At 69.4% G+C, this 26044-nt stretch carries 28 protein-coding genes and 1 pseudogene; 12 read left to right on the forward strand and 17 right to left on the reverse strand.

Translation table 11 applies throughout. The annotated features are described in order from the left end of the window. Positions 1-90: 90 nt before the first annotated feature. A complete protein-coding gene (locus ED92_RS19870) occupies positions 91-777 on the reverse strand; it encodes a hemolysin III family protein (RefSeq protein ID WP_369797418.1) in 687 nt (228 codons plus the stop codon). Between the two features lie 86 nt (positions 778-863). Between ED92_RS19870 and ED92_RS19875 the strand changes: the two genes are divergently transcribed. Next, on the forward strand, positions 864-1640 hold the full coding sequence (locus ED92_RS19875; RefSeq protein ID WP_037306485.1) for an isoprenyl transferase: 777 nt from the start codon (positions 864-866) through the stop codon (positions 1638-1640). 60 nt (positions 1641-1700) lie between these two features. Here the strand turns inward: ED92_RS19875 and ED92_RS19880 are convergent, their stop codons facing one another. After that, positions 1701-1949, reverse strand: coding sequence for a hypothetical protein (locus ED92_RS19880; protein WP_037340855.1), 249 nt, complete (start codon positions 1947-1949; stop codon positions 1701-1703). A 730-nt stretch (positions 1950-2679) separates the two neighbouring features. Here ED92_RS19880 and ED92_RS19885 point away from each other — a divergent pair. Beyond that, positions 2680-3966, forward strand: a complete 1287-nt coding sequence (locus tag ED92_RS19885; protein ID WP_016337181.1) for a PhoH family protein — start codon at positions 2680-2682, stop codon at positions 3964-3966. Here the strand turns inward: ED92_RS19885 and ED92_RS19890 are convergent. Genes ED92_RS19890 through ED92_RS19900 form a run of 3 tightly spaced genes read right to left on the reverse strand, consistent with a single transcriptional unit; the run spans position 3963 to position 8139 of the window. Then, the gene (locus ED92_RS19890; RefSeq protein ID WP_235213337.1) at positions 3963-5627 is read right to left on the reverse strand and encodes an alkaline phosphatase family protein; all 1665 of its coding nucleotides are present in this window, start codon (positions 5625-5627) and stop codon (positions 3963-3965) included. The two genes, ED92_RS19885 and ED92_RS19890, sit on opposite strands and share 4 nt — an antisense overlap. After that, positions 5624-6667, reverse strand: coding sequence for a glycosyltransferase family A protein (locus ED92_RS19895; RefSeq protein ID WP_037342459.1), 1044 nt, complete (start codon positions 6665-6667; stop codon positions 5624-5626). The genes ED92_RS19890 and ED92_RS19895 overlap by 4 nt, the downstream gene beginning before the upstream one ends. Before the next feature lie 32 nt (positions 6668-6699). After that, positions 6700-8139: a GuaB1 family IMP dehydrogenase-related protein gene (locus ED92_RS19900; RefSeq protein ID WP_037340859.1), complete on the reverse strand. Its 1440-nt coding sequence runs from the start codon at positions 8137-8139 to the stop codon at positions 6700-6702. A 35-nt stretch (positions 8140-8174) separates the two neighbouring features. On the opposite strand from ED92_RS19900, the gene ED92_RS19905 reads away from it, so the two are divergent. Continuing rightward, positions 8175-8645, forward strand: coding sequence for a DUF309 domain-containing protein (locus ED92_RS19905; RefSeq protein ID WP_037340862.1), 471 nt, complete (start codon positions 8175-8177; stop codon positions 8643-8645). On the opposite strand, the gene ED92_RS19910 is transcribed toward ED92_RS19905, so the two are convergent. Further along, positions 8631-9035 (reverse strand): helix-turn-helix domain-containing protein, encoded by a 405-nt coding sequence (locus tag ED92_RS19910; protein ID WP_037342461.1) that lies wholly within the window; start codon positions 9033-9035, stop codon positions 8631-8633. The genes ED92_RS19905 and ED92_RS19910 overlap by 15 nt on opposite strands. Positions 9036-9044: 9 nt before the next feature. Between ED92_RS19910 and ED92_RS19915 the strand changes: the two genes are divergently transcribed. After that, positions 9045-9401 carry a DUF4440 domain-containing protein gene (locus ED92_RS19915; RefSeq protein WP_235213363.1) on the forward strand — a complete coding sequence of 119 codons (357 nt, stop codon included), beginning with the start codon at positions 9045-9047 and terminating at the stop codon, positions 9399-9401. Positions 9402-9474: 73 nt separating this feature from the next. Beyond that, positions 9475-10704 carry an NADH:flavin oxidoreductase/NADH oxidase family protein gene (locus ED92_RS19920; RefSeq protein WP_037340864.1) on the forward strand — a complete coding sequence of 410 codons (1230 nt, stop codon included), beginning with the start codon at positions 9475-9477 and terminating at the stop codon, positions 10702-10704. On the opposite strand, the gene ED92_RS19925 is transcribed toward ED92_RS19920, so the two are convergent. Continuing rightward, entirely contained in the window at positions 10648-11349 is a 702-nt protein-coding gene (locus ED92_RS19925) for a Pr6Pr family membrane protein (RefSeq protein ID WP_037340868.1), read from the reverse strand. The two genes, ED92_RS19920 and ED92_RS19925, sit on opposite strands and share 57 nt — an antisense overlap. Positions 11350-11466: 117 nt before the next feature. Here ED92_RS19925 and ED92_RS19930 point away from each other — a divergent pair, with 117 nt between their 5' ends. The 3 genes from ED92_RS19930 (at position 11467) to ED92_RS19940 (ending at position 13190) form a co-directional block, all read left to right on the forward strand. After that, positions 11467-12294 (forward strand): NBR1-Ig-like domain-containing protein, encoded by an 828-nt coding sequence (locus ED92_RS19930; protein ID WP_037340869.1) that lies wholly within the window; start codon positions 11467-11469, stop codon positions 12292-12294. Between the two features lie 180 nt (positions 12295-12474). Further along, positions 12475-12816: a hypothetical protein gene (locus ED92_RS19935; protein ID WP_016337171.1), complete on the forward strand. Its 342-nt coding sequence runs from the start codon at positions 12475-12477 to the stop codon at positions 12814-12816. After that, positions 12813-13190 carry a hypothetical protein gene (locus ED92_RS19940; RefSeq protein ID WP_037340871.1) on the forward strand — a complete coding sequence of 126 codons (378 nt, stop codon included), beginning with the start codon at positions 12813-12815 and terminating at the stop codon, positions 13188-13190. The genes ED92_RS19935 and ED92_RS19940 overlap by 4 nt, the downstream gene beginning before the upstream one ends. A gap of 72 nt (positions 13191-13262) precedes the next feature. Here ED92_RS19940 and ED92_RS19945 read toward each other — a convergent pair whose 3' ends face one another. Next, positions 13263-14774: an ATP-dependent DNA ligase gene (locus tag ED92_RS19945; protein ID WP_037340873.1), complete on the reverse strand. Its 1512-nt coding sequence runs from the start codon at positions 14772-14774 to the stop codon at positions 13263-13265. A 37-nt stretch (positions 14775-14811) separates the two neighbouring features. Beyond that, positions 14812-15654 carry a helix-turn-helix transcriptional regulator gene (locus ED92_RS19950; RefSeq protein WP_037340875.1) on the reverse strand — a complete coding sequence of 281 codons (843 nt, stop codon included), beginning with the start codon at positions 15652-15654 and terminating at the stop codon, positions 14812-14814. Between the two features lie 128 nt (positions 15655-15782). Here ED92_RS19950 and ED92_RS19955 point away from each other — a divergent pair. Continuing rightward, positions 15783-16613: pseudogene (locus ED92_RS19955) on the forward strand (DMT family transporter); the annotation flags it as partial. Here ED92_RS19955 and ED92_RS43805 read toward each other — a convergent pair. Continuing rightward, positions 16611-17108, reverse strand: a complete 498-nt coding sequence (locus ED92_RS43805; RefSeq protein ID WP_369797419.1) for an SRPBCC family protein — start codon at positions 17106-17108, stop codon at positions 16611-16613. The pseudogene ED92_RS19955 and the gene ED92_RS43805 sit on opposite strands and share 3 nt — an antisense overlap. On the opposite strand from ED92_RS43805, the gene ED92_RS19960 reads away from it, so the two are divergent. Next, positions 17107-17688 carry a TetR/AcrR family transcriptional regulator gene (locus ED92_RS19960; RefSeq protein ID WP_037340880.1) on the forward strand — a complete coding sequence of 194 codons (582 nt, stop codon included), beginning with the start codon at positions 17107-17109 and terminating at the stop codon, positions 17686-17688. The two genes, ED92_RS43805 and ED92_RS19960, sit on opposite strands and share 2 nt — an antisense overlap. Here ED92_RS19960 and ED92_RS19965 read toward each other — a convergent pair. Further along, positions 17685-19082 (reverse strand): class II fumarate hydratase, encoded by a 1398-nt coding sequence (locus ED92_RS19965; RefSeq protein ID WP_037340883.1) that lies wholly within the window; start codon positions 19080-19082, stop codon positions 17685-17687. The two genes, ED92_RS19960 and ED92_RS19965, sit on opposite strands and share 4 nt — an antisense overlap. A gap of 113 nt (positions 19083-19195) precedes the next feature. On the opposite strand from ED92_RS19965, the gene ED92_RS19970 reads away from it, so the two are divergent. Beyond that, positions 19196-20185, forward strand: a complete 990-nt coding sequence (locus ED92_RS19970) for an NAD(P)/FAD-dependent oxidoreductase (protein WP_037340885.1) — start codon at positions 19196-19198, stop codon at positions 20183-20185. A 2-nt stretch (positions 20186-20187) separates the two neighbouring features. Here ED92_RS19970 and ED92_RS19975 read toward each other — a convergent pair whose 3' ends face one another. The 6 genes from ED92_RS19975 to ED92_RS20000 all read right to left on the reverse strand — a co-directional run bounded on the left by ED92_RS19975 (position 20188) and on the right by ED92_RS20000 (position 24663). Next, positions 20188-20955 (reverse strand): trypsin-like serine protease, encoded by a 768-nt coding sequence (locus ED92_RS19975; RefSeq protein WP_037340887.1) that lies wholly within the window; start codon positions 20953-20955, stop codon positions 20188-20190. A 9-nt stretch (positions 20956-20964) separates the two neighbouring features. Further along, positions 20965-22035: a class II fructose-bisphosphatase gene (glpX, locus tag ED92_RS19980; RefSeq protein WP_037340889.1), complete on the reverse strand. Its 1071-nt coding sequence runs from the start codon at positions 22033-22035 to the stop codon at positions 20965-20967. Between the two features lie 84 nt (positions 22036-22119). Continuing rightward, positions 22120-22341, reverse strand: a complete 222-nt coding sequence (locus tag ED92_RS19985) for an exodeoxyribonuclease VII small subunit (protein WP_037340891.1) — start codon at positions 22339-22341, stop codon at positions 22120-22122. Continuing rightward, positions 22338-22739 (reverse strand): hypothetical protein, encoded by a 402-nt coding sequence (locus tag ED92_RS19990; RefSeq protein WP_037340892.1) that lies wholly within the window; start codon positions 22737-22739, stop codon positions 22338-22340. Before ED92_RS19990 ends, ED92_RS19985 begins: the two co-directional genes overlap by 4 nt. Continuing rightward, the gene (xseA, locus tag ED92_RS19995) at positions 22736-24001 is read right to left on the reverse strand and encodes an exodeoxyribonuclease VII large subunit (protein WP_037340894.1); all 1266 of its coding nucleotides are present in this window, start codon (positions 23999-24001) and stop codon (positions 22736-22738) included. The genes ED92_RS19990 and xseA overlap by 4 nt, the downstream gene beginning before the upstream one ends. After that, complete coding sequence (locus ED92_RS20000) at positions 23998-24663, reverse strand: lipid droplet-associated protein (protein WP_037340896.1); 666 nt, start codon at positions 24661-24663, stop codon at positions 23998-24000. Before ED92_RS20000 ends, xseA begins: the two co-directional genes overlap by 4 nt. Positions 24664-24814: 151 nt before the next feature. Between ED92_RS20000 and ED92_RS20005 the strand changes: the two genes are divergently transcribed. Then, positions 24815-25828 (forward strand): 4-hydroxy-3-methylbut-2-enyl diphosphate reductase, encoded by a 1014-nt coding sequence (locus ED92_RS20005; RefSeq protein WP_037340897.1) that lies wholly within the window; start codon positions 24815-24817, stop codon positions 25826-25828. Positions 25829-26044 lie beyond the last annotated feature (216 nt).

The following is a 26044-nucleotide window of genomic DNA, read 5'->3' on the forward strand; positions in this document are numbered from 1 at the left end:
ACTCGCGTGTTCGGAGGCGGAACACGGAGTTCCGTCTCCAATCACGCGAGTTCCGGGTTCAATCACGCGAGTTACGTGTTCGCGCACGCGCTAGGCGTACATGGCCAGCCAGATCGCGATGTAGTGCGAAACCGCGGCGAGGACCGTGCAGGCGTGGAAGTACTCGTGGTATCCGAAGGTGTCCGGGAAGTGGTTCGGCCACTTCACGGCGTAGAACACCGCGCCCAGCGTGTAGAACAGGCCGCCGACGCAGAGTAGGACGAGCGCCGCGACGCCGGCGTGCGTGGCCAGTTCGGGCAGGACGAAGACGGCGACCCAGCCCAGCGCGATGTAGATCGGCACGCCCAGCCACCGTGGCGCGTTCGGCCACAGCATCTTCAGGGTGACGCCGCCGATCGCGCCGCCCCACACGATCGCGAGCACGATGTACCCGGTCGGCTGGGACATGGCCAGAAGGGTGAACGGCGTGTAGGTGCCGGCGATGAACAGGAAGATCATCGAATGGTCGGCGCGCTTCATCCATTCGTATGCTCGTGGGCTCCACAAGCGACGGTGGTACAGCGCGCTGACGCCGAAGACGCCGAGGACGGTCAGGCCGTAGACCGAAGTGGACAAAGCGGCGATACCAGACACAGTGGACGCCGCGAGGCTGATGAGGGTCGCGGCTCCGGCGACGGCGCCGAAGAAGGACCAGAAATGGATGTGCCCACGCAATCGAGGACGCGTGTCCACCACGGGCGCGGGGCCGGACGGCTGGGGTTCGGTCGCTACGCTCACTCACTCAGGTTACGGCACCGTAGGTTTTTCGCCAGTCTCCGTGGCGCGTCCCACTGGGGCCCGCGGGGTGACTAGTCTCCACTGGCGTGAGTCTTCGGTCCTTCTTGTCAGACGTCGTGTACAGCGCCTACGGCAGGCGCCTGATCCAGCAGGCCAAGGGGCGCCATCCACGCCACATCGCCATCATGCTGGACGGCAACCGCCGCTGGGCGCGCGAAGCGGGCTTCACGGACGTCGCCGACGGCCACCGGGCCGGCGCCAAGAAGATCGCCGACTTCCTGAGCTGGTGCAACGAGGCCGACGTCGAGGTCGTCACCATGTGGCTGCTTTCGACGGACAACCTCGGGCGCGCGGCCGAGGAACTCAGCCCGCTGCTGAAGATCATCACCGACGTCACCGACGAACTCGCCGCGCCGCACACGCCCTGGCGGCTCCGCATCGTGGGAGCCCTTGACTTACTGCCGCCCGAGGTCGCGAAGGCCCTCAGCGCGGCCGCGGAGCGCACTGAAGGGCGCTCCGGGATGGAGGTCAACGTCGCGGTCGGTTACGGAGGGCGTCAGGAGATCGCCGACGCGGTCCGCAAACTCCTGCTCCAGCACGCCGACGAGGGCACCTCGATCCGCGAACTCGCGAAGATCCTGGACGTCGACCATATTTCCGAACACATGTACACCTCGGGCCAGCCCGATCCGGATCTGATTATCCGCACCTCGGGTGAGCAGCGGCTTTCCGGATTCCTGCTCTGGCAATCGGCGCATTCCGAATTCTGGTTCACCGAAGCTTATTGGCCCGCATTCCGCCGCGTCGATTTTCTCCGCGCGATGCGCGATTACGCGTGGCGGCACCGGCGCTTCGGTTCCTGACCGGTGACATGACGAAGGCCCCGGCGTGCACTCCGGGGCCTTCGACGTCGTCACTGAAGATCAGTGGTGGTGGTGCTCCAGCGAGTGGGCGATCAGCGCCGGGGTGAGCGCGACGCCCGTGTAGGCACCGGCGACCAGCGAAGCGGCACCGTAGCCCAGTGCGCCGCCGCCCTCGATGAACGTGTTGTAGGCGTCGCCGAACGTGGGGTCCGGGGTGCCGGAGGTGTCACCAGTGGCGGCGAACGCGGTCCCGCCGACCATCATGATGCCCGCGGCGACGGCGGAAACGAAACCAGCCTTCTTCAGCACTTCGCACACTCCTTGGTAGAGATATTCAGGGATCGGGGGCACCGAAATCCGGTGGGGGTGTCCCGCAGTGAGAAAATTACTCGCTATTCAGGAGTTGTGACCGTTGCGTAAGCCCATTGTGTGAGCCCGAAAAGGCGCGTTTCACTCGGTCCGGTTCTCTGTCTCGGGCACAAAATGCGACCGGCTACCAAGCGTGGTAGAACCCTCGATCCCATCAGGTGAACGCCCTGCGTCGCGTTAATCCATCCGGGTCGCATCGACGAGCGTCCCTGAATGGAGATCATCACTACGGACCGTGATGGTGACCAGGCGTTGATGTCACGCGACCGACAGTGAGATGACGGTTTGGCGAATCACCGTGGTGGCTGCCTGCGCGATCGGCCGGACGCAGGTACCTTCCGGAAGTGAGGGTTCGCGTCCCATGCGGACTCTCGCGGGAGGCCCTGGTCGTGGCGGTTGTCGACAGGGCGGCACAGCCGCCCAGTGGATGCACGAGGGGGCCGGCACCCGGCCCTCGCGGCCGTGCCGACTGACGTCGGAAGACGTCGGAAGGAGCGGTTAGCCAGGGAGGTGCCCGGCCCAGCGAGTGCGGGCGTGGTGCCACGCCCACGAGGGAGATGCCGTCGTGACTGCGCAGCGTTCACCCCGCAAGGCCTCTGGCCGTTCTTCGACCGGTGCCTCTGGCCCGGAGAAAGCCTCGATCTCGCCCGAATCCCAGCGGTCCACTTACGTGCTCGACACGTCGGTCCTGCTCTCTGACCCCTGGTCGGTGACCCGTTTCGCCGAACACGCGGTCGTGCTCCCGCTGGTCGTCATCAGTGAACTGGAGGCGAAACGTCACCATCCCGAACTGGGGTGGTTCGCGCGCGAAGCGCTTCGCATGCTCGACGACCTGCGTCGTCAGCACGGCAGGCTCGACGCGCCGATCCCGATCGGTGAGCACGGCGGCACCCTGCAGGTGGAGTTGAACCACTCCGATCCCACGGTGCTCCCGGTCGGCTTCCGCACCGACTCCAACGACCACCGCATCCTCGCCTGTGCGCTCAATCTGGCGGCGGAACGCGCGTCGGTCACGCTGGTGACCAAGGACATCCCCCTGCGCGTCAAGGCGGGAGCCGTCGGCCTCGAAGCCGACGAGTACCGCGCGCAGGAGGTGACGCCCTCGGGCTGGACGGGGATGGCGGACGTGGACGTTCCGCAGACCCTCGTCGACGCGCTGTTCAGCGGCTCTTCGGTGGATCCGGCGGAATTCGGGATGCCCGAGGTCGGTGAACTGCCCTGTCACACCGGGTTGAGGCTGCTCGCGGGCAGTTCGAGCGCGTTGGGCCGGGTCACCGCGGACAAGCGGATCCGGCTCGTGCGCGGCGACAAGGAGGCGTTCGGGCTGCACGGCCGCTCGGCCGAACAGCGGGTGGCGCTGGATCTTTTGCTGGACTCCGACGTCGGCATCGTCTCGCTGGGCGGACGGGCCGGGACGGGTAAGTCGGCGCTCGCGCTCTGCGCGGGGCTGGAGTCGGTGATGGAACGCCGTCAGCACCGCAAGGTGGTCGTGTTCCGGCCGGTCTACGCGGTCGGCGGCCAGGAACTGGGCTACCTGCCCGGTTCCGAGAGCGAGAAGATGCAGCCGTGGGCGCAGGCGGTGTTCGACACCCTCGGCGGGCTGGTCAGCCAGGACGTCCTCGACGAGGTCTTCGACCGCGGCATGCTCGAGGTGCTCCCGCTGACCCATATCCGCGGCCGGTCGCTGCACGACACGTTCGTCATCGTCGACGAGGCGCAGTCCTTGGAGCGCAACGTGCTCCTGACCGTGCTTTCGCGGCTGGGCACGGCCTCGCGGGTCGTGCTCACGCATGACGTCGCGCAGCGCGACAACCTGCGGGTCGGGCGGCACGACGGCGTTTCCGCGGTGATCGAGAAGCTCAAGGGGCATCCGCTGTTCGCGCATGTCACGTTGACCCGTTCCGAGCGTTCGCCGATCGCGGCGCTCGTCACCGAGATGCTGGAGGACCACGGCTAGGCACATGTCATGAAAGGGCCGTTCAGGACGTTTTCTGTCCTGAACGGCCCTTTCATGACACTCACGACACTGGTTTCGCCCAGGGGGAGCGGCCGTCCGTCCACGTCGTCGGTGAGTTCGACGCCGAGCATGGCCGAAAGGGTCGAGCCCAGATCGACGACGTCCAGAGCCGGCAGTTTCGCGCCCGGCTCGAAACCGGGACCGCTGGCGAGCAGCAGCCCGTCCGGCCGGTGGTCCCCGGTGCGCCAGTGCTCGTCCGGTCCGTAGACGACGCCGGTCTTGGGCGACCAGACGGTCTCGATCGGCCCGGTGCGGGCCCAGTCGATCAGCAGATCCGGCAGCGTGTCGTCGGCTTCCCGGTCGTAGTGGTCGCTCGTGCGGGAAACCTCGCGCACGACGGGTTTCCCCGACGCGACGTTCACCAGCGAGAGCAGGTCTTCGGTCAGCTGCTCGCACACGGCTTCGTATTCGGCGCCGGGCTGGACGACGCCGTGCGGCTCGCGGCCGGCCAGGTTGATCCGCACCCCGCCGAAGACGAAGTTGTTGGGAGACAGATAGAACCGCTGCTTCGACCGCTGTTCGGCGGTCGCCCAGTTCGGCACCGCGGGCAGCGGGGCCGACGCGAGACGCTTGCGCAGCAAGGGCATCGCGGCCGAAGCGAGCTTCGTCCTCAAAGGACGGGGGAGTGCGGAGTAGGCCCGTTTGGCCGTCGTCATCGCACCGCCGCCCCGCAGTCCTTCGGTCTCCACCGTGTCGAGGAGCCGCAGGATTTCGTGCAGCAGATGGCTTCCCTCGTACCGCGATCCCATGCCGTGGCTCAGCAGCACGAAGACCGTGGTGTCCGGTCCGGCCAGCGCGAGATGCTCGCCGATCGCCTCGTCGAGGCCGCGGTAGACCGCGCGGATCGGATCCAGTTCCGCGGCGAGCGCGACGTCGTGGTCGCGGTGGCCCGGGTCGTGCAGATGCCACTGCTGATGGCCGATGCTGTGGGATTCCCCGTACACCGAAAGGAAAAGGTCCCAATCGCCCTCGGCGAGCAGTTTCGTCGACACCTGGGTCTTCTGCCCGATCCCGGCGACGAGGCCGTGGGTCAGCGCGCGTTCCTCGTCCGGCGTGCGGTGCGGTCCCTCGCGGTGGAGGTAGTCGTCCGGCGCCCAGTCGCGGACCAGATCGGGCTCGGCGGTGAGGATGGGGGTGAGCCCGAACTCGGCCTCGATCTCTTTCGCCAATTCCGGTGGCGAGGTGTGGAAGCCGAAATGCCTGTCGTGGCAGGCGTATTCGCTCACCATGACCCCGTTGATCGGTTTGTCCGCACGGGAATGCGGGACGTCGAGTACGGCGACCCGTTTGCCCGCATCGGAAAGCGTCTCCCAGAACGGGGTGCCCCGGATCTCCAGAGGGCTGGTCAGCCGCCGTTCGTAGGTTTTGGTGTCGACCTCTTCCCAGCAGTGGAACCCGGTCCGCGCGGCGGTGCGCGCGGTGAAGAAACTGCTCCACAACGAGCCGACGAACAGGCCGTAGGGATTGTGCGTGGTCGCCGAAGCGCTGGTTTCGAGCAGGCGTGCCAACGTCGGCACCTCGCCCGCGGCGGCGAGTTCGCGGATCGTGGTGGGGTCGCACGCGTCGAGTGCGACCACGAGGATCTTGGCGGGCTCGGTCATACTCGGTGCTCCGGTCCTGAATGCTTGCGGCGGATGGCGGCGAAATCGTCGTCGTAGGTCGGCCCGTGGGAAAGCCGGTCCCCGGAAGTCGTCGTGTAGTAGCAGGAGATCGCCGGGACGACCAGCGGCGCGCGGTCCGCGGTCAGCGCCAGGAGCAGATCCCAGTCGCCCATCTCGACCAGCGATTCGTCGAACTGGGCCTCCCGAAGACCGGCTCGGTGCGCGACGGCGCCGATGTCGGCGAGATTCTCCCGCTCCAGGGTTTCCCGGTCGTAGCGGCGCAGGAACAACGTCGGCAGCCCGCCGATGTCGTCGATGACGAAACCGCCGTAGGCCGCCGTGATCTCCGGATGCCCGCCGAACGCCCAGCCCAAAGCCTTGAGCCACAAGGGATGCATGGTGTTGTCGTCGTCGAGGTAGGCGACCACGTCGCCGGTGACCTCGGCCAGCCCGGCGTTGCGGGCGGCGCAGACACCGCCGTGCTCGACCCGGATCGAACGGATCCGCGGATCCTCGAAACCGGCGATCACCTTCGGCGTGGAATCCGAACTGGCGTCGTCGACGATCACCAGTTCCCAGTTCTCGTAACGCTGTGCCAGCACCGAAGCGACGGCGCGCGGCAGCAGCGCGGCCCGGTCGTGCGTGGGCAGGACGATCGAGATCTTCGGTGCGGCAAGGAGTTCGTGCTGATCGATCCAGTGCGTGAACGTGCGGACGTCACGCGCGGCTTCGAGGTTTTCGGTGCGGAGGTGCAGGCCTTCGAACGCGGTGTCGTGGCCGCCGAGCCAGCCGTCGAGCGCTTCCTGTCGCGCGTCGAGGGCGGCTTGCCGGTCCTCGACGGTGGAGATGCGCGCGTCGCCGTCCCGCAGGGCTTTGCCGTGGTCTTCGAGCCAGGCGGTGCGATGCTCCAGCGTGGCGCGCAAGCGCTCGATCTCCGCCGCCTGCTCCGCGAGCGCGGTCCGCAGCTCGGCGATTTCCCCGTTTTCCGCGTGGCGGCGGTCGTCCTTCGCCGCCGCCACGATCCGTCTCAGGCGTCTCACCCGGTGCACCTTAGTGCTTCGGGTGCGCCGAATCACCAGCCCGACGGCAGCGGACGTCCTTCCGCGAAACCGGCGGCGGACTGGATCCCGAGCAGCGCGCGCTCGTGGAACTCCTCCAGCGTCCTTGCGCCCGCGTACGTGCAGGCCGAACGGACACCGGAGCCGATCGAGTCGAGCAGGTCCTCGACGCCGGGGCGAGCCGGGTCCAAGGCCATCCGCGACGCCGAGATGCCCTCTTCGAACAGGCCCTTCTTGGCGCGTTCGAAGACGTTGTCCGTACGCGTGCGGGCGCCGACGGCGCGTTTCGACGCCATGCCGAACGATTCCTTGTACGGCTTGCCCTGCTCGTCGTAGCGCAGGTCGCCAGGGGATTCGTGGGTGCCGGCGAACCACGAGCCGACCATCGCCGCGGACGCCCCGGCGGCCAGCGCGAGCGCGACGTCGCGCGGATGCCGCACGCCGCCGTCCGCCCAGACGTGCTTGCCCAGTTCACGGGCCGCGGCCGCGCATTCGGCGACGGCGGAGAACTGCGGGCGACCGACGCCGGTCATCATCCGGGTCGTGCACATGGCGCCGGGGCCGACGCCGACCTTGACGACGTCCGCTCCCGCGTGGATCAGGTCGCGTGTGCCCTCCGCGGTGACCACGTTCCCGGCGACCACCGGCACCTGGGGGTTCACCGACCGGACGGCCTTGAGCGCGGAGATCATCTTCTCCTGGTGGCCGTGCGCGGTGTCGACCACGAGCACGTCGACGCCCGCCGCGAGGACGGCCTCGGCCTTCGCCGCGACGTCGCCGTTCACGCCGATCGCGGCGGCGACCCGCAGGTTGCCGCCGTCGTCGACGGCCGGGGTGTAGATCTCCGCGCGCAGTGCCGCGATCTCGGTCAGGACGCCCGCGAGCCTGCCGTTCTCGTCGATGCCGAGCGCGAGGCGGCCGCCGTGGTCGTGCAGCCGCTCGAACACCTCGCGGGGCGGAGTGTCCAGCGGGACCGTGACGACCGCGGGCTCCGCGACGTCGGCCAGCCGCGCGAAGCGGTCTACGCCGGCGCAGGCCGCTTCGTCGACGACGCCGACGGGCTTGCCGTCCTCGTCCACCACGACGACGGCGCCGTGGGCCCGTTTGCCGACCAGGTTCAGCGCGTCGGCCACCGCGTCGCCACCGGTCAGCACGAGCGGGGTGTCCCACACGGTGTGACGGCTCTTGACCCAGGTGACGATGTCGGCGACCGCGGCCACGTCGACGTCCTGCGGCAGGACGACGAGCCCGCCGCGCCTGGCGACCGTTTCGGCCATCCGGCGGCCCGCGACGGCGGTCATGTTGGCGACCACGATCGGGATCGTCGCGCCGGTTCCGTCCACAGTGGACAGGTCGACGTCGAAGCGGGACTCCACGTCCGACCGGTTCGGCAGGAGGAACACGTCGTCGTAGGTCAGGTCGTGAGCGGGCCGATGCCCGTCGAGAAAGCGCACGAGGCCCCAGGATACCCGCGTGGGACAATGGCGGCATGACGGACCGGGACCGTGACGAAGCCGGACGAGCCCGCAACGCGCGCCCGCGAGACGGTCTCGGCAGGCCGCTCCCGTACGGCGCCGACGGTGTCGAACGGCAGCCCGAGGGCATCGAACGCAGCCCCGAGGACACCATTTCCGAGGCTCAGCGCCTGCTCGACGCGGGCCGTCCGTTCCACGCGCACGAGGTGTTCGAGGACGCGTGGAAATCCACCGACGGCCCGGAGCGTGAGCTGTGGCGCGGCCTCGCGCAGCTCGCCGTCGGCCTGACCCACGCGGCCAGGGGCAACGGCAACGGCGCGGCTTCGCTGCTGGAGCGTGGCGCGGACAACATCGAGCCGTTTCGCGAGGCCGGGCCGCACGGGATCGACATCCCGGGGTTGCAGGCTTGGGCGCGGGCGATGGCCGAAGAGGTGAAGGTGCGGGCTCGGGTGGAGCCGGTCGCGCCTCGGCTACTGGGCCAGTAGGGCCGAACCCGAGCGGTACAGCTCGATCAGCAGCGGCCGCAGCTCCAGTCCCGCCGGGGTGAGCCGATAGCTGGTCCGGCTCGGGAAGCCGGGCAGCTCTTCGCGCACGGCGAGGCGTCGCGCGGTCAGGTCGCCGAGGCGTTCCGTCAGCACCTTCGCGGACAGGTCGGGCAACGCCGCGCGTAGGTCGCTGAACGACCGAGGCCCGCCCATCAGTTCCCGCAGCACCAGCGTCGTCCAACGACCCGAGATCGCGGCGAGTGCGACCTCGACCGGGCAGTCCGGCTCCGGCCGCCGGGTGCGGCCACGTGCGTCCGGGACGAGCTCGCCGTCGAAGGTTTCCGTTTGGTGACCTGCTTCGCGGTCGGTTTCGCTGTCCGCATGACGCATTCCTCCAGTGTGCCTTTGACCACCGACCCGGCCGAACATCCCTTCGTCTTCCAGACCGCCTTCAACACCGGATCCGCCGAAATCCTCGACACGGTCTACGAACCGGACGCCGTGTTCGTCCGCCGGGACGGCGTGCGGGTGAGCGGCGCGGAACGCCGGGCCGCGAACGGCGGGATCCTCGCGCTCGGGCGGCCGATCGAGGTGACGCCGCGCCAGGTGCACGTCGCCGGTGACCTGGCCCTGCTGATCGTCGACTGGAGCATCGAAGGGCACCTCGCCGCGACGGCGACCGACGTCGCGAAGCGTGGCGAGGACGGGCTCTGGCGCTACGTGATCGACAACCCCTTCGGTATCGCCGCGCCTTGAGTACTCGACATACCGCGAGTATGTTACTTCGAGTAGGGATACTGCTCAGTAGGTAACGGTGGGAGAAAGCGCGATGAGCGAGCCCAAGGAACTGCTGGCCGAACCGCTGAAACTGCGATGCGGCGCGACCCTGCCGAACCGGCTGGCCAAGGCCGCGCTCAGCGAGCAGCTCGGCGACCGCCGCAACCGGCCGACCGCCGAACTGGCCGAGCTGTACCGGACGTGGGCTCGCGGCGGCGCCGGGACGCTGATCACCGGCAACGTCATGGTCGATCCGACCGCGCTCGGCGAACCGCGCAACGTCGCGGTGCCGCGGGAACCGGACGCGACCGAGTTCAAGCCGTGGGCGCGGTCGGTCGACGGGACCGAGACCCGGTTGTGGGCCCAGCTCAACCATCCGGGCAGGCAGAGCCCGCGTTTCCTGTCCCGTCAGCCGGTCGCGCCGTCGGCGGTGCCGTTCGGCGACCGCGGCATCCGCTCGGTCTTCGCGACGCCGCGCGCGCTCACCGTCGCCGAGATCGAGGCGATCGTCGACCGGTTCGGCGTGGCCGCGCGGACCGTCGTCGACGCGGGATTCGCCGGCGTCCAGATCCACGGCGCGCACGGCTACCTCGTGTCGCAGTTCCTTTCCCCGCTGACCAACCGGCGCACCGACGGCTGGGGCGGCGACGCGCTCCGGCGGCGCCGCTTCCTGCTCGAAGTCGTCGCCCGCGTGCGCGCCGAAGTCGGCGACGCCGTGCCGATCGCGGTCAAGCTCAACAGCGCGGACTTCCAGCGCGGCGGTTTCAGCGAGGAGGACTCGCTCGAAGTCGTCCGCGAACTGGGCGAGGCGGGCATCGACCTGCTGGAAGTCTCCGGCGGGACCTACGAGAAGGCCGCCATGATGGGCTCGGCCAAGGCGAGCACCCTCAGCCGCGAGGCATACTTCCTGGACTACGCCGCGAAGGCGCGGCAGGTCACCGACGTCGCACTGATGGTCACCGGCGGCTTCACCAGCCCGGAGGGCATGGCGGAGGCGCTGCGTTCCGGGTCACTGGACGTCATCGGCCTCGGCAGACCGCTGATCGTCGACCCGGCGCTGCCCGGACGGCTGCTCGGTGGCGAGGAGGTCCGTGCCCAGCGCACGGCGCCGAAGACCGGTATCCGGCTGGCCGACAGCCTGCTCGAGATCCAGTGGCACACCCAGCAGATGCACCGGGTGGCCGCCGGGAAACCGGTGGACCGCCGGCTCGGGGCGGTGCGGACGCTAGTACGTGCCGGCGTCGCGGATCCGCTCAACGCTTTCCGCCGGGTCCGGGGCTAGGTAGTCGTCGGGCTCGTCCCGACGGCTGAAAGTGCGGTCGAAGCCGACCGCGGCCGCCGCGAGACCGATGAACAGCACACCGATCAGCACGCAGTTGAAGGCGACACCGCCGTAGCTGTTGATGCCCGGGTCGACGAACGGGTACGGGTAGAACCCGATGATCGCGCCGCGCACCAGCGTGACGGCGAGCCAGGCCAGCGGGTACAGCAGCGACCACCACAGCACCCGCCACGACAGCTGGCCGCGCGGCCCGAACAGCAGCCAGCCCGCGACGCACATCAACGGCGACACCTTGTGCAGCATCGTGTCGGCGAACACCGCCCAGCCGTGCAGTTCGTAGAGATCGGCGAGCGCGACCTGGAAGACGACCCCGGTCACGGTGATGCCGACGAGGCCGGTGAGCCGCAGCACGCCGAACAACGTCGACCGGCCCGTGACGCCGAGCGCGAGCAGCAGGCTGCCGACGCCGACCAGGATGTTCGAGTCGATGGTGAAGAACGCGAGCAGATTGGCCACCCGGCCGGCCGGGGTGTGGAAGGTGCCGCCGGTGGTGCCCGCGGAGACCGGGATCTGCGCGGCGAGCCCGGTGATCACCACCAGCGCCGTCAGGCCGAACCAGGCACGCGCGATCTTGGAAGCCTGCATTCGCCCACTTTATGGGTGATCGGGTGGCGACGTCCCGTCACCACCGCACGCCGCCACTCGATCGGGGGCGGGACGCCGCCGGGTCTTCCCGCCCATCGGGTCATATCGTGGGCACCGATGGACGTCGAGCGGAGGCCCGGACGCCGCGGCCGGGTCGCGCGGGGTCCGGCGGAGGACAGCGGACCCGTCGCCGGGTTCGCGCGACGGCTGTGGGAACTGAAACGGGCCGCCGATGACCCTTCCTACGACCGGATGCGTGACGAGTACGGCGCGCTCGCGTCGAAATCGGCGCTTTCGGCCGCGGCCCGCGGGGAGCGGCTGCCCAGCTGGGAAACGTCCTGGGAGTTCGTCCGCGTGCTGGCCGTCGGCGTGCTCGGCGGCGACGAGGACGAGATCCGCCACGAATGGCGCGGCGAGTGGGAACGCGCGCGGGACGCGCTGACCACCGGTGCCGTGCCGGAACCCGCGCCCGGGCCCGCGCCGGAGCGGTCACGTCGGACGGCGTTCGTCCTCGCCGGTGCCGTGGCGCTCGTGCTCGTCGCGGCGCTGGTGTTCGTCTTCGCCGTCCCGTTCGGTTCCGAGCCCGCCGCGCCGGCCGGTGACGCGTCGGAATTCGTCGCCGACGTGACCGTGCCCGACGGCAGCGAGGTCGCGGCAGGCTCGGTTTTCGTGAAGACCTGGGAGTTCCGCAACGCGGGAACGGTCGGATGGGTCGGGCGCTATCTGGTCCGCGCCGGATCGTTCGGGAATCCGGGCGAATGCGCCACGCCCGAACGCGTCCCCGTTCCGCAGACCGCCCCCGGCGAACATGTCCGCGTCTCCGTCGAGGTGCGCGCGCCCGACCGTCCCGGGCATTGCCAGGTGTACTGGAAGATGGCCGACGAACAGGGCCACATCCTGCTGCCGAACACCCGCGCCGTGTTCTTCTCGGTCCGCGTCATTTGACTTTCCGGGCCGATGGCCAAAGCGCTGACCTGCGCGGACATTGTTCGTTCGGCCATGACCATTCCGCGGTCGTGAATCGCTTCCGGAGTGGCGTCGGCGGCCTTTAACGTCATCGGCGTCCGGGAATTCCGGACGGGGATTTTCCGAAACACTCTCACATTATTTGCGGAAAGGGAATCCATGCGTCCGTACGTCAAGGTCGCCGCACTGGCCGGGGCCGCGCTCACCGTGGCGCTCCTGCCGGTCACCGCCGCGCAGGCGGCTCCGGCGCCCGCTTCGGGCAGTGATCCGATCATCACCTGCGAATCCGGCTATCACGGCTGGATGCGCCGGGCCGGGAAGGACGCGATCTGCCTCAAGCCGGGCACGCGCACTTGGGACGTCAAGGTGTTCGAATGCGCCGGGGATCTGACGGTGCATTTCAAGAACGGCGAGAAGGCCTACTGCGGGGGAAACATGAAGATCGGCCTCGATCTGGCCGTCCAGTCCAATGTCGTCAAGACCGTTGTGGGGAACCGATGAAGAAGAAACTGTTCGCCGTCGTCCCGGTCGCGCTGGCCGGCACCCTGCTGATGGCACCGTCCGCTTCGGCGGCGTCGAAGGTCTGTGAGGGCGGACCGCTGATGGGCGGGAAGACGAAGGTCGTCGAGGTGAGCGCGGGGCAGAGCATCGACATCACCGTGCACAACCACGACTACCGGGGAATGCTCGTCCAGATCATCGACGACGTCTTCGACAAGGGCCTCTGGAGCGGGGCCATCGCGCCGGGCAAGGAGCGCACCGTCAAGCACGGCGTGCTCGGGGAGCCGCCGGTGTATCACAAGATCCGCTTCGAGGTGACCTCCAACCTCTCGAACAACTACACCTACAAGATCTCGTCGGACCGCTGCTACTGACGCGTTTCGTCCTCTGGATGCGGTCGTTGCACGCGCAAGGATCGCATTCAGAGGACTAAATGCGGGAAGGGGTCAGGGCTTCAGGAGGCCGCGCACGGTGTCGATGGTGTCGGCGTCCGCGGCCTCCTTGTCCGGCCGGTAGCGCACGACGCGTGCGAAGCGCAGCGCCAGCCCGCCCGGATAACGCGTGCTCACCTGGGCCGCGTCGAGTTCGATTTCGACGACGAGCTCCGGCCGCACGTGGACCACCCAGTCCGTGCGATGGGTCTCGATCTCCTGGAACGTCTTCGTCTGCCAGGCCAGCAGCTCGTCGGTCATACCCTTGAACGTCTTGCCGACCATGATCGGCGGACCGCCGTCGGGGTCGCGGGCGCCGAGATGCAGATTCGACAGCGTGCCGGTGCGCCTGCCGTGCCCCCATTCCGCGGCGAGCACGATCAGATCGATCGTGTGCACCGGTTTCACCTTGAGCCAGGCGCGGCCCCGGCGCCCCGCCGCGTACGGCGAATTGAGGTCTTTGACCATCACGCCTTCGTGCCCGGCGGCCATCGCCGCTTCCAGCACTCCCTCGGCGGAGGCGGGCCTGACCTCGCCCGGGATGACGTGCTCGCCCGCGACCCGGCGCAGGGCGGCGTTCCGTTCGGAGAGCGGCGCGTCCAGCAGGTCGACGCCGTCGAGGTGCAGGCAGTCGAAGAAGTACGGCCGCAACAGCAGGGCCTTGACCTGCTCCTCGCGGCTGCTGCCGAACCGGCTCATCGTCTCCTGGAACGGCCTGGGCCTGCCGTCGTCGGTCAGCGCGAGGGTCTCGCCGTCGAGCACCACCGACGTGCACGGCAGGGACCGCACCAGGTCCACCAGTTCGCCGACACTGCCGGTGATCTCCCGCAGGGTCCGCGTGTAGATGTGCACCTCGTCGCCTTCGCGGTGGACCTGGATCCGCGCGCCGTCCATCTTGTACTCGACCAGCGCCTCGGCGTGCTCGGCGGCCGCCTCGTCGAGCGACTCCGCCGGGGAGGCCAGCATCGGCCGGATCGGCCTGCCCAGCGCCAGTTTGAACTCGGCCAGCCGCTCGCGGCCGCCCGTCATCGCGGCCAGGCCCGTCACCGGGAGCTGCCCGGACAGCATGAACGCCCGCCGGACGTCCTCGGCCGGGATTTCCGACGCCGCCGCGATGGCGTCCACCATGATCCCTTCGAGCGCGCCCTGCCGGAGCTCGCCGCTGATCAGCCTGAACAGGAACGCCTGCTCCTCTTTGGTCATCTTGACGAGCAGGGCCCGCAGCGTGTCCGCGCGCAGCTTGACCGACCCCGAACCCGACGCCGCCCCGACCGTGTCGAAGGCCGTGTCGACCTCGGACACGGTCAACGACGGCTCGGTGGCCGGGGTCGCGTCCAGCGCGGCCAGTGTCCGCCAACCGGTGCCGATACGGCCCTGGGTCAGCTGCCCGGTGAGGAACGCGATGACCGCGGGGAGCTCCAGTTCGCCCGCGGCGCGCAGGACCGCGGCCAGCGTGGCGATCTTCGCCTTCCTGGACCTCGTGGCGGCCAGTTCGGCCGAAGCGGTCACCACCGCGGTGAGCAACATGGATCCATCATGGACCCGGACACCGACAGTTTCGCGTTCAAGCGTGCGCGGGATCGGTGACCCAGCTGGCGAGCAGGCGCAGCGCGCGGTCGCTGTCGGAGCCGGGCTCGGCGGTGTAGATCACCAGGGCCTGGTCGGGATCGTCGGGCAGGCGCAGCGTCTCGTAACGCAGCCGGAGCTCACCCACGATCGGGTTGACCATCACCTTCCACGCGTGCGCCTTCTCGCGCACGGTCTGTTTCGCCCACAGCTTCCGGAAGTCCTCGCTGCCGAGGGAGAGTTCGCCGACCAGCTGGGCGAGGTACGGGTCGTCCGGATACCGCCCGCTCTCGGAACGGAGGTTCGCGACGATCTCCTTCGCCACGGTTTCCCACTCGGGATGCAGCTCGCGGGCGTGCTCGTCGAGGAAGAACATCTTCGGGATGTTGCGCTCGCCCGCCGGCCGCGAGGCCAGATCGAAGGAGAGCGAGCCGCCCAGGGAATTCCAGGCGAGTACGTCGCCGTAACGACCGAGGACGATCGCCGGGGAGTGGATGGCGTTCAGCATCATCTGGAGTTCCGGCCGGATCCGCTGGGCCTTCGGCCGCGCGACGCGTTTGCGTTTCGGGGTGGCCAGATTGCGCAGGTAGGTGTCCTCGTCTCGGTGCAGCCGCAGCGCGCGGCTCAGCGAATCGAGGACGGAGTCGGACACGTTGCGTGCCCGGCCCTGCTCCAGGCGCGTGTAGTAGTCGACGCTGATCCCGGCCAGCTGCGCCAGCTCCTCGCGCCGCAGCCCGGTGACCCGCCGCTGGTTGAACCCCGTCGGCAGGCCGAGGTCCGCCGGGTCCAGCGCGGCCCTGCGTGCCTTGAGGAATTCGCCCAGTCCGGCCGTCTCGGTCATGTCTTCGAGTATCCCGGATCTCGTGGGGTGGGTGCCTGGTCCTGACAGACCCAGGCTGGTTATGGTCCTGTGCGGCAACTCCGATTTGGACCTTCGCTCAGGGCCAAAAACCCGCCATCGTGAAAGGCATGGACAACGACAGAAGAGCCGTGACGATCGGCGTACTGGGGGTGCTGATCGTCGGCGCGTCCGTGCCGGTGACGGGAATGCTCGACGGCTACCCCGTCATCACCGGACAGGCGCTGCGATACGCGCTGGCGGGAGTGCTCCTGCTGGCGTGGGCGCGGCTGAGCGGACGTCCGCTGCCGTTGCCGGGCGCGCGCGACCTCCCGTCGCTGATCGCCCTCGCGGCGACCGGGATGATCGGGTTCCAGGCGTGCCTGCTGTTCGCGCAGCGCTACGCCGAACCCGGCCTCGTCGCCGCCTTCCTCGGCGGGACACCGCTCGTGCTCGCACTCGCCGGTCCGCTGGCGAAGGGGAAACGGCCGTCGTGGGCGCCGGTGACCGGAGCGGTACTCGCCGGGCTCGGGATCGCGGTGCTGTCCGGCGGCGGTGCGGCGCGCTGGCAAGGGCTGGTGCTCGCGGCGCTGGCCATGGTGTGCGAAGCGCTCTTCACGCTGCTCGCCGTCGGCGTGCTCGAAAGGCTCGGGCCGTTGGCGACCGCGACGTGGGGGTGTTTCGCCGCGGGCGCCGGCGGCACGGTCGTCGGGACGATCATCGACCCGTCCGGCGCCTGGGCGTGGCCGGACGGGCGTGAACTGATCGCGCTCGGCTACCTCACTGTCGTCGTCACCGCGATCGCGTTTCTTCTTTGGTATTCCGCGGTTTCCGTGCTCGGCGCGGACCGGGCCGGGGTACTGGTCGGCCTGATGCCGGTCTCCGGGCTCGCCGTTTCGCTCCTGCTGGGAATGCAGGATTTCCGCTTCTCGCAGGTGATCGGGGTGGCGCTGGTGTCCTCAGGCGTCGTGGTCGGCCTGCGCCGCCAGCTCGACGAGCCTGGCGCACTTGACGTCGAAATGCTTCACGACGTCGCCGCCGACGACCGCGACCATGACCGCGCGCATCGGCCCGCCGAGGGTGATCTCCTGGACGAACTCCGTCCCGCCGTCGACGGCGGTCAACCGCAGCACGAGATCCATGGCACCGAAGGGAATCGGCTGGCGAAGGGCGATCTCGCGGTCCTGGATCAGGGACGTGATCGTGAACGGCTCGGCGACCCGTGAGTGCACGCGGCCGCGAAAGCCGTTCGGGACGAGGAAACCGGTCGTCCCCGTCGCGGCGGGGCCGTGCAGTTCGGCGGCGCTGAGGTCGGGATCCCAGTCCGGCCAACGGCTGAAGTCGGCCAGCGAGGGCCAGAGCGCCGACGGCGGGCACGGAAGGATTTCGCGGGAGGTTCTCGTCCAGGTCATACCCGGACGATATACGGAACTGTCAGTCTCGTAAACTGTGGTCATGGCGAGAGGCAGGCCGAGGGAAGAGGGAATCGACGACGCGGTCCGCGAGGCCGTGCGGGCGTTGCTGACCGAAACCGGTTACCAGCGCTGCACGATCGACGCGGTCGCGGCGCGCGCGGGCGTCGGCAAGGCCGCGGTGTACCGGCGATGGCGGTCGAAGGCGGAACTCGTGTTCGCCGCGGTGATCCATCCGGCCGAGCTCGAACCGCCGTCGGACACCGGCTCGCTGCGGGGCGACGTGGCGGCGGTACTCGAAGTGATCCAGTCCTCTTTGGACGGTGTGGAACTGCGGCAGGCGTTGCCGTCGCTGCTCGCCGACGTCCGGGCGGATCCGGTGCTGGAGGCCCGGTTCGGCGAGGTCTTCCTCGGCCGCGAACGCGGCTATCTGGTCCAGATGCTGGATCGGGCCGTCGCGAGAGGGGAACTCCCACGACGGCCCGATCCGGCTCTCGTGCACGCGATCCTGCTCGGTCCGGTGCTGACCTGGCTGCACCTGTTCACCGAGACACCGCCTTCGGGTGGCCTGGCGGCTTCGCTTGCTTCACCGCTTCACGCGGCTGTGGTCGCTCTCGGCGCTTAGCGGCCTCCGCGCGCCATGCGGAGGACGTCGAGTGCTTCGTCCAGCTGCGCTTCGGTGAGCTTGCCGTTCGCGACGTGCCCGCGTTCGATCACGACCTCGCGAATGGTCTTCAGCTCTTTGAGGGCCTGCTTCGCGATGGCCGCGGCCTCTTCGTAGCCGATGTACTTGTTGAGCGGCGTCACGATCGACGGCGAACCCTCGGCGTACTCGCGCGCGCGGTCGTCGTTCACCGTCACGCCCGCGAACACCTTGTCCGCCAGCAGCCGCGAGACCGCGGCGAGCAGCCGCGCCGATTCGAGCACGTTGCGCGCGATCACCGGCAGGTTCACGTTGAGCTGGAAGTTGCCCGCCGCGCCCGCGAAGGCGACCGCCGCGTCGTTCCCGATCACCTGGGCGACCACCTGCAGCGTCGCCTCCGGGATCACCGGGTTCACCTTGCCCGGCATGATCGACGAACCCGGCTGCAGATCCGGCAGCGCCAGCTCGGCGAGCCCGGTGCGCGGGCCGGATCCCAGCCAGCGCAGGTCGTTCGCGATCTTGTTCAGCGACACCGCGACCGTGCGCAGATGCCCGGACGTCTCGACGACGCTGTCCTGCGTCGCCTGCGCCTCGAAGTGGTCGCGCGCTTCGGTCAGCGGAAGGCCGGTCACCGAAGCCAGTTCCTGCGAAACGGCCGCGCCGAAGCCCTCGGGCGCGTTCAGCCCGGAACCGACCGCGGTCCCGCCGATCGGCAGTTCGCCGAGCCGCGGCAGGCCCGACTTCAGCCGCTCGACCCCGAAGCGGACCTGTGACGCCCACGCGCCGGCCTCCTGGCCGAAGGTGATCGGCACGGCGTCCATCAGGTGCGTACGGCCGGACTTCACGATGTCCGCCCATTCGGTCGCCCGCGTCTCGATGGCGGCGGCCAGGTACTCCAGAGCGGGGATCACATCGGAGAGCACTGCTTCCGTCGCGGCGACGTGGATCGTCGTCGGGAAGGTGTCGTTCGACGACTGCGAAGCGTTGACGTGGTCGTTCGGGTGCACGTCGCGGCCGAGTGCCTTCGACGCGAGCGTCGCGATGACCTCGTTGGCGTTCATGTTCGACGAGGTCCCGGAACCGGTCTGGAACACGTCGATCGGGAAGTGTGCGTCGTGCTCGCCCTCGGCGACCTCGTCGGCGGCCTTCGCGATGGCCTCGGCGACCTCGGCGTCCAGCACGCCGAGCCGGGCGTTGACCCGCGCCGCGGCGGCCTTCAGCAGGCCGAGCGCGCGGATCTGGGCGCGCTCCAGGGCACGGCCGGAGATCGGGAAGTTCTCGACGGCGCGCTGCGTCTGCGCGCGGTAGAGGGCGTCGACGGGGACGCGCACCTCGCCCATGGTGTCGTGTTCGATCCGGTATTCCTGTTCAGCCATACCCCAAGTCTCGCGCAGCGTCTCTCGGCGCGCTCCGTGTCTTTCGGCACGCGAGGGCTAGGATCGAATGTGTTCTCGATCACGCCGCCCACCACCGGCCGGGAGAGTGCCGAATGAGCGAGTCCGCTGGGGAAACGTCGTACGACCTCGTCATCATCGGGGCAGGTCCGACAGGTCTTTTCGCCGCCTACTACGCGGGATTCCGCGGCCTTTCGATGGCCGTCGTGGATTCTCTGCCGGAAGCGGGCGGTCAGGTCACCGCGATGTACCCCGAAAAGATGATCTACGACGTCGGCGGATTCGCCGAGGTCCGCGGCCGCGATCTGGTCCGGGGCCTGCTCGACCAGGCGGCGCCGTTCAAACCCGTGTACTTGCTCGGACGCAAGGCCGAGAAACTCGAAAGCGTCGAAGGCGGCGTCACCATCACCCTCGACGGCGGGCAGGTCCTGCGCGCCGGCGCGGTGCTGATCACCGCCGGGATCGGTGAGTTCACCCCGCGGCCGCTGCCCGCGGGCGACGGCTGGCTCGGCCGCGGCATGGTCCATTTCGTGCCCTCGCTGAAGGCGCACGAAGGACAGCACGTGGTCGTCGTCGGCGGCGGGGACTCGGCGTTCGACTGGGTGCTAGCGCTGCATCCGGTCGCCGCGAGCGTCACCCTCGTGCACCGGCGCGCGAAGTTCCGCGCGGCCGAGTCGATCGTGCGGCAGGCGCGCGAACTCGGCGTGCGGATAGTCACCGACGCCGAAGTCACCCGGTTCCTGGATCGCGACGGCGCGCTTGCCGAGGTCGAGATCCAGATCAAGGGCGCCGAACCCGAGGTGCTGCGCGCGGACACGGTGGTCGCCGCGCTCGGGTTCACCGCGGATCTCGGGCCGATCGAAAGCTGGGGACTCCAGATCGACCACCGGGCGATCTCTGTCGACTCGACCATGGCGACCCCGCGGGAGCGGGTCTACGCGGCGGGCGACGTCGCGGCGTATCCGGGGAAGGTGAAGCTGATCGCGACGGGGTTCGGGGAAGCGGCGACGGCGGTGAACAACATCGCGGTCGCTTTGAATCCGGAGGCGCATCTGTTCCCCGGTCACTCCAGCAACGCCGAGTAGCGTCACGCCGCGGGCGGCGTGATCTTCTCCGCGATCCACTGCGCGTACGCCACCACCGAAGTCGCGATGGACGGCGAGGTCGCGCACACCGGATCCGCGTTGCCCGGACGGCTGATCGTGCCCAGCAGCACCCACTTCTCGTCGACCTTGGCGATCTCCGGGCCACCGGAATCGCCGTAGCACGAACCCGTGTTCCCGCCGGGGTTGTCGGTGCACAACTCGACGGCGCCGTCGAACTTGGCGGTGCACCGCGTGCCTTCGACGATCTTCGTGTCCAGCTGCTGCAGCTTCGCGGGACCCTTGCCACAGCCCGAAGTCGGGCAAGTCTGGCCCCAGCCGAGCAGCCGCGTCGCCGTCCCGGGCGCCACGACGGCGCCGATCGCGATCGGCGCCGTCTTCACCGGGGCGGCCAGCCTCACCAGCGCGAGATCGCCGCCCGCGTGCTCGGGTTCGGGGTTGTAGGACGGATTCACCACGATCTCGGCGAGTTTCGCGATCTCGCCACCCTGGGTGTTGTCGTTGCTGCCGACCCGCGCGCCCAGATTCGCCGGGTTCTTGCCCTCGACGCAGTGCCCCGCCGTCACGAGCCAGTCCGCCGCGATCAGCGTCCCGGCGCAGAAAGCCTTGCCGGAGGCCGAATGCAGCGAAACGATGAACGGATACGGCTCGTCGGCCTCTCTGCCGCCGACGAGGTCGCCCGCGCCCGTGGCCTGCCCGACCGGCGTGAGGACCATCGCCGCGAGCAGGACCACGAGCACGCGCTTGAGCACGGTTTCTCCTTACGGGAGCGGGGGAACGACGTCGTCTTCCAGTGTGTCGTCGAGGTGGCCGTCGAAGTTGACGGACGAGTACGAGCGGAGTTTGGTCAGCCGGTGGTAGCCGTCGATCATCCGGACCGTGCCGGACTTCGACCGCATCACGATCGACTGGGTCGTGGCGCCGCCCGCGCGGTAGTGCACGCCGCGCAGCAGGTCGCCGTCGGTGACGCCGGTGGCGCAGAAGAACACGTTGTCGCCGCGGACGAGGTCGTCGTTGCCGAGCACGCGGTCGAGGTCGTGGCCCGCGGCCAGTGCCTTCTCGCGCTCCGCGTCGTCCTTCGGCCACAGGCGGCCCTGCAGTTCGCCGCCGAGGCACTTCATCGCGCAGGCCGCGATGATGCCTTCGGGGGTGCCGCCGATGCCGAGCAGCATGTCGACGCCGGTGCTCGGCCGGGCCGCGGCGATCGCGCCCGCGACGTCGCCGTCGGAGATGAACCGGATCCGGGCGCCCGCCTCGCGGACCTCCTTGATCAGCTGCTCGTGGCGCGGCCGGTCGAGGATGCACACGGTGACGTCGGAGACGCTGGAGTTCTTGGCCTTCGCGACCCGGCGGATGTTCTCCGCGATCGGGGCGGCCAGGTCGACCTTGCCCGCGGCGTCCGGGCCGACGGCGAGCTTCTCCATGTAGAACACCGCGGACGGGTCGAACATCGCGCCGCGTTCGGCGACCGCGAGCACGGCCAGCGCGTTCGGCATGCCCTTGGCCATCAGGGTCGTCCCGTCGACCGGGTCGACCGCGACGTCGCAGTCCGGCCCGTCGCCGTTGCCGACCTCTTCCCCGTTGAACAGCATCGGGGCTTCGTCCTTCTCGCCCTCGCCGATGACGACGACACCGCGCATCGACACGGTCGAGACCAGCTGGCGCATCGCGTCCACGGCGGCACCGTCCCCGCCGATCTTGTCCCCGCGGCCCACCCAGCGGCCCGCGGCCATCGCGGCGGCTTCGGTCACGCGGACCAGTTCCATCGCGAGGTTGCGATCGGGGGCTTCAGGACGTCGCGAAGAGCTGGCGGACGAGGTGGGGGTGGGCATGCGGCCTCCCGGGTCAGGAACTCGGCGGGGTCCCAGTCTCTCAGATACCCACGGTGGTTCGGTGGCGCAGGAGCATGGTGAACGTCACTGACCGTCGCCGGCCTCGTCCTCGACGGACGACAGCGCGGCCTCGATCCGCTCTCGCGCGCCCTCGAGGTGGTGTTCGCAGACCTTCGCCAGCTGCTCGCCCTTCTCCCACAGGGCGAGCGACTGTTCCAGGGACAGCCCGCCCGCTTCAAGCTCGCGGACGACCTCGACCAGCTTGTCGCGGGCCTGTTCGTAGCCGAGTTCGGCGGTCTCGCTCACGCTGTGCTTCCTTCTACCGGACGTCGGTGCTTGCCGATACCCGCGCACACTACCGCGCCGGCCATGGCGTTGTCGTAACCCACGAAGGCGAGAGCGAACTCCTGGCCGTCACCCTCCGCGATCGCCGCGACGAGGTTCTCCTGTGCCCGCGCCACCCGTTTGCGGTGCACGGAACCGTCCGCGAACCACCATCGGGTGCCGACGTGCTCGGCCGTCGCTTCGGAGAGTTTGCGCAGCTGGGCGTCGAGACCCCGCTTTGTCGAAAACTCACATCCCGCCAGCAGCACGGTCCAGCATTCGGCGGCCGCGTGGTCGGTCAGCAGCGCGTTGCGCAGGACCTCGGGGGCGTCGGCCCGTCTCGCGGCATCGATGGTCAAAGGCAGGAAACTCGCCGTCAACGCCCCTCCTCCGGCTCTCCCGAGACGACGGCGCCGAGTGCGCCGTCGACCACGCGGACGCGCAGTTTCGCGCCGTCCACGACCTCGGAGACGGACCGGAGTACCTGGAGGTTGCCTTCGGAATCGGTGTACTGCACCACGGCGTAGCCGCGTTCGAGGGTCGCCGCCGGGCCGAGCGCGGTCAGCCGCGCGCGGGCGCTGGCGATCTCGGCCTGGTCCTTCGCGAGCAGCGTGAGCATCGCGCGGCGCCCGCGTTCGCGATGGATCTCGACGTCGTCGGAGCGCCGCTGGATCGGGCCGAGCGGATCGGCGAGCACGGGGCGGCTGCGCATCTGGTTCAGCAGCCTGACCTGCGTGTCCACCCAGCCGTGCAGGGCGCGGCGGCCGCGGTCGCGCATCTGGCGGACGCGCTGGGTCTCCTCGCGCACGTCGGGCACGATCCGCTTGCTGGCGTCGGTCGGCGTCGAACAGCGGAGGTCGGCGACGTGGTCGAGCAGCGGGGTGTCCGGCTCGTGCCCGATGGCGCTGACCACCGGGGTCCCGGTCGCGGATACGGCGCGGCACAGCGCTTCGTCGGAGAACGGCAGCAGGTCCTCCACGCTGCCGCCGCCGCGCGCGATCACGATGACGTCGACATCGGGGTCACGGTCCAATTTGGACAGTGCCTGGAGGATCTGCGGGACGGCGAGCGAACCCTGGACGGCGGTGTTGATCACCTTGAACGCGACATGCGGCCAGCGGGCCTGCGCGTTCACCAGGACGTCGCGCTCGGCGGCGGACGCGCGGCCGGTGATCAGGCCGATTCCCTTGGGCAGGAACGGGATCTTGCGTTTGCGCTCCGGTGCGAACAGACCCTCGGCGGCCAGCAGCCGTCGCAGCCGCTCGATCCGCGCGAGCAGCTCACCGATGCCGACCGCGCGGATCTCATTGGCGCGCAGGCTCAGCGAACCGCGGTTCATGAAGAACGTCGGCTTCGCGTGCACGACGACGCTCGCGCCTTCGCGCAGCGGCGGTTCGATCGTGCGCAGCAGACCCATCGGGCACGTCACCGACATCGAGACGTCCGCGGACGGGTCGCGCAGGGTCAGGAACGCGGTGTTGGTGCCCTGGCGGGCCGAGATCTGCGTGACCTGGCCCTCGACCCAGACCGCGCCGAGCCGGTTGATCCACTCGCCGACCTTGCGGGCGACCGTGCGGACCGGCCACGGGTTTTCGGCCGTGGTGGACGGACCCGCCGTCGCGGAGGTGGGTTCGGCGCTCACTGGCCTTCCGTGCCGTCTCCGTCGGCCTTCTTCACGTTCCCGATGCGCCGCGCGAGCATGCCGACGAACGACGCCCTGTCGGCGTTCGCCTTTTCGTAGGTCAGCAGCTCCTCTAGCTGAGCGAGGTCGAACCGGCGCAGACGGGCGCGCAGCTGCGGCAAGGTGAGCGTGTCGTAGTCGTCGAGCCCGGCCGGACCGGAGGTCACGGGCGTGCTCGCACCGGCGGCACTGTCGAATTCGCCGTCGGGGTGCTCCTCGGCGAGCGCGCGCTCCTCCTCGGCCCACGGGTCTTCGGTGAGCGCTTCGAGGTCGTGGAGGTGGCCGTTGGTCTCGGCGCGCGGCTCGGGAACCTCGGCGTCCTCCCGCAGCGGGATGACGCACGAGTCGCGTTCGTACCGGCGTTCGCCCAGGTCCGGCGGGAGATCTTCGTCGAAGGTCGCCCAGCTGGGCGTGTCCTCGACCGGGCGAAGGCCCGATAGCGCGTCGTCGCCCTTGATGGCGAGCTCGGTGACGTGCTGCTGGACGCGCATGGAGAACTGGAGCACCTGGCTGACCACCGTGACGGGGAGCCCGGTGAGCTGCTTGGGAAGTTCGCGAACCCGCTCGGCGGTGGTGACGGCGAGGCCCGCGGCGACCCGGAGGGGGAGCGGGAGAGGCTTCATGCGTCTAGCCTGCCGTATCCGGCCCATCCTGCCCAACCGAACGGGTGTGTCGGCTCACAGGACGTGACTCCCCGCACATACTTTGGAGGGGTTCGCTGGTCACCTGAACGTGAGTGCGAGGAGCCCCCGGGGCAGCCCGTACCCTGGGGGCATGAGTTCTGCGAGTCCCGGAATCACGCCCGCCGGCAGTCCGACGATCACCGAGTCCGGTGTGCCGGCAGGTGGCAAACGTGTCCTGCTCGCCAAGCCTCGCGGCTACTGCGCGGGTGTCGACCGCGCGGTCATCGCCGTCGAAAAGGCACTCGAGCTCTACGGCGCACCCGTGTACGTGCGCAAGGAGATCGTGCACAACCGGCACGTCGTGGAGACCTTGCGCGAGCGCGGGGTGATCTTCGTCGACGAGACCTCCGAGGTGCCCGAGGGCGAACTGGTGGTGTTCTCCGCGCACGGCGTCTCGCCCGCGGTGCACGCCGAGGCGGCCGAGCGCAACCTGCGGACCATCGACGCGACCTGCCCGCTCGTGACGAAGGTGCACAAGGAAGTCAACCGGTTCGCGAAGGACGACTACGACATCCTGCTGATCGGCCACGAAGGCCACGAAGAGGTCGAAGGCACCGCCGGCGAGGCTCCCGACAAGGTGCAGCTCGTCGACACCGCCGAGGACGTCGACAAGGTCCAGGTCCGCGACCCGTCGAAGGTCATCTGGCTGTCGCAGACCACCCTTTCGGTCGACGAGACCATGGAGCGCGTGGATCAGCTGCGGGACAAGTTCCCCGGCTTGGCCGACCCGCCCAGCGACGACATCTGCTACGCCACCACGAACCGCCAGGTCGCGGTCAAGGCCATGGCCGCCGAGTGCGACCTGGTGCTGGTGGTCGGCTCGACGAACTCGTCCAACTCGAAGCGACTGGTCGAGGTCGCGCTGAAGGCTGGGGCGCGCGCGTCGCACCTGGTCGACTTCGCGCACGAGGTCGACGAAGCCTGGCTCGAAGGTGTCGAGACCGTCGGTGTCACCAGTGGTGCTTCGGTGCCGGACGTGCTGGTCATGGATCTGCTGGCGTGGCTGGCCGAGCGCGGCTGGGACAGCGTCGACGAGGTCACGACCGCGAACGAGAAGATCGCGTTCGCGCTCCCGCACGAGCTGCGCAAGGCCGCGAAGGCCTGACGTTCCTTACGGGAAAGGGCCGTCCGAGGAAGTCCTCGGACGGCCCTTTTTGCTGGTCAGAAGCTCAAGTGGGAGCAAAGGTCCCTTGCTTCACCGCTCGTCGTCCCACGGCCGGCGGCGGGGCGGCTGCCCTCCGCGGCGCGGGTCGTCGGCGCGCGGCGGGCGGCGGCGCGGAGCGCCGGGGGCGCTTTCGCCACGGGGATCGCGGCGGCGGGG

The organism is Amycolatopsis sp. MJM2582 (assembly GCF_000754115.1).
GTDB classification, from domain to species: domain Bacteria; phylum Actinomycetota; class Actinomycetes; order Mycobacteriales; family Pseudonocardiaceae; genus Amycolatopsis; species Amycolatopsis japonica.

What these genes read in the sequence shown, in the direction of transcription:
- ED92_RS19925 (WP_037340868.1), bottom strand. Translation starts at nt 11,349, where the DNA reads ATGCAGGCTTCCAAGATCGCGCGTGCCTGGTTCGGCCTGACGGCGCTG.
- ED92_RS19950 (WP_037340875.1), bottom strand. Translation starts at nt 15,654, where the DNA reads ATGACCGAGACGGCCGGACTGGGCGAATTCCTCAAGGCACGCAGGGCC.
- ED92_RS19930 (WP_037340869.1), top strand. Translation starts at nt 11,467, where the DNA reads ATGGACGTCGAGCGGAGGCCCGGACGCCGCGGCCGGGTCGCGCGGGGT.
- ED92_RS19940 (WP_037340871.1), top strand. Translation starts at nt 12,813, where the DNA reads ATGAAGAAGAAACTGTTCGCCGTCGTCCCGGTCGCGCTGGCCGGCACC.
- ED92_RS19910 (WP_037342461.1), bottom strand. Translation starts at nt 9,035, where the DNA reads ATGCGTCATGCGGACAGCGAAACCGACCGCGAAGCAGGTCACCAAACG.
- ED92_RS19945 (WP_037340873.1), bottom strand. Translation starts at nt 14,774, where the DNA reads ATGTTGCTCACCGCGGTGGTGACCGCTTCGGCCGAACTGGCCGCCACG.
- glpX (WP_037340889.1), bottom strand. Translation starts at nt 22,035, where the DNA reads ATGCCCACCCCCACCTCGTCCGCCAGCTCTTCGCGACGTCCTGAAGCC.
- ED92_RS19960 (WP_037340880.1), top strand. Translation starts at nt 17,107, where the DNA reads ATGGCGAGAGGCAGGCCGAGGGAAGAGGGAATCGACGACGCGGTCCGC.
- ED92_RS43805 (WP_369797419.1), bottom strand. Translation starts at nt 17,108, where the DNA reads ATGACCACAGTTTACGAGACTGACAGTTCCGTATATCGTCCGGGTATG.
- ED92_RS19935 (WP_016337171.1), top strand. Translation starts at nt 12,475, where the DNA reads ATGCGTCCGTACGTCAAGGTCGCCGCACTGGCCGGGGCCGCGCTCACC.
- ED92_RS19920 (WP_037340864.1), top strand. Translation starts at nt 9,475, where the DNA reads ATGAGCGAGCCCAAGGAACTGCTGGCCGAACCGCTGAAACTGCGATGC.
- ED92_RS19905 (WP_037340862.1), top strand. Translation starts at nt 8,175, where the DNA reads ATGACGGACCGGGACCGTGACGAAGCCGGACGAGCCCGCAACGCGCGC.
- ED92_RS19970 (WP_037340885.1), top strand. Translation starts at nt 19,196, where the DNA reads ATGAGCGAGTCCGCTGGGGAAACGTCGTACGACCTCGTCATCATCGGG.
- ED92_RS20005 (WP_037340897.1), top strand. Translation starts at nt 24,815, where the DNA reads ATGAGTTCTGCGAGTCCCGGAATCACGCCCGCCGGCAGTCCGACGATC.
- ED92_RS19965 (WP_037340883.1), bottom strand. Translation starts at nt 19,082, where the DNA reads ATGGCTGAACAGGAATACCGGATCGAACACGACACCATGGGCGAGGTG.
- ED92_RS20000 (WP_037340896.1), bottom strand. Translation starts at nt 24,663, where the DNA reads ATGAAGCCTCTCCCGCTCCCCCTCCGGGTCGCCGCGGGCCTCGCCGTC.
- ED92_RS19890 (WP_235213337.1), bottom strand. Translation starts at nt 5,627, where the DNA reads ATGACCGAGCCCGCCAAGATCCTCGTGGTCGCACTCGACGCGTGCGAC.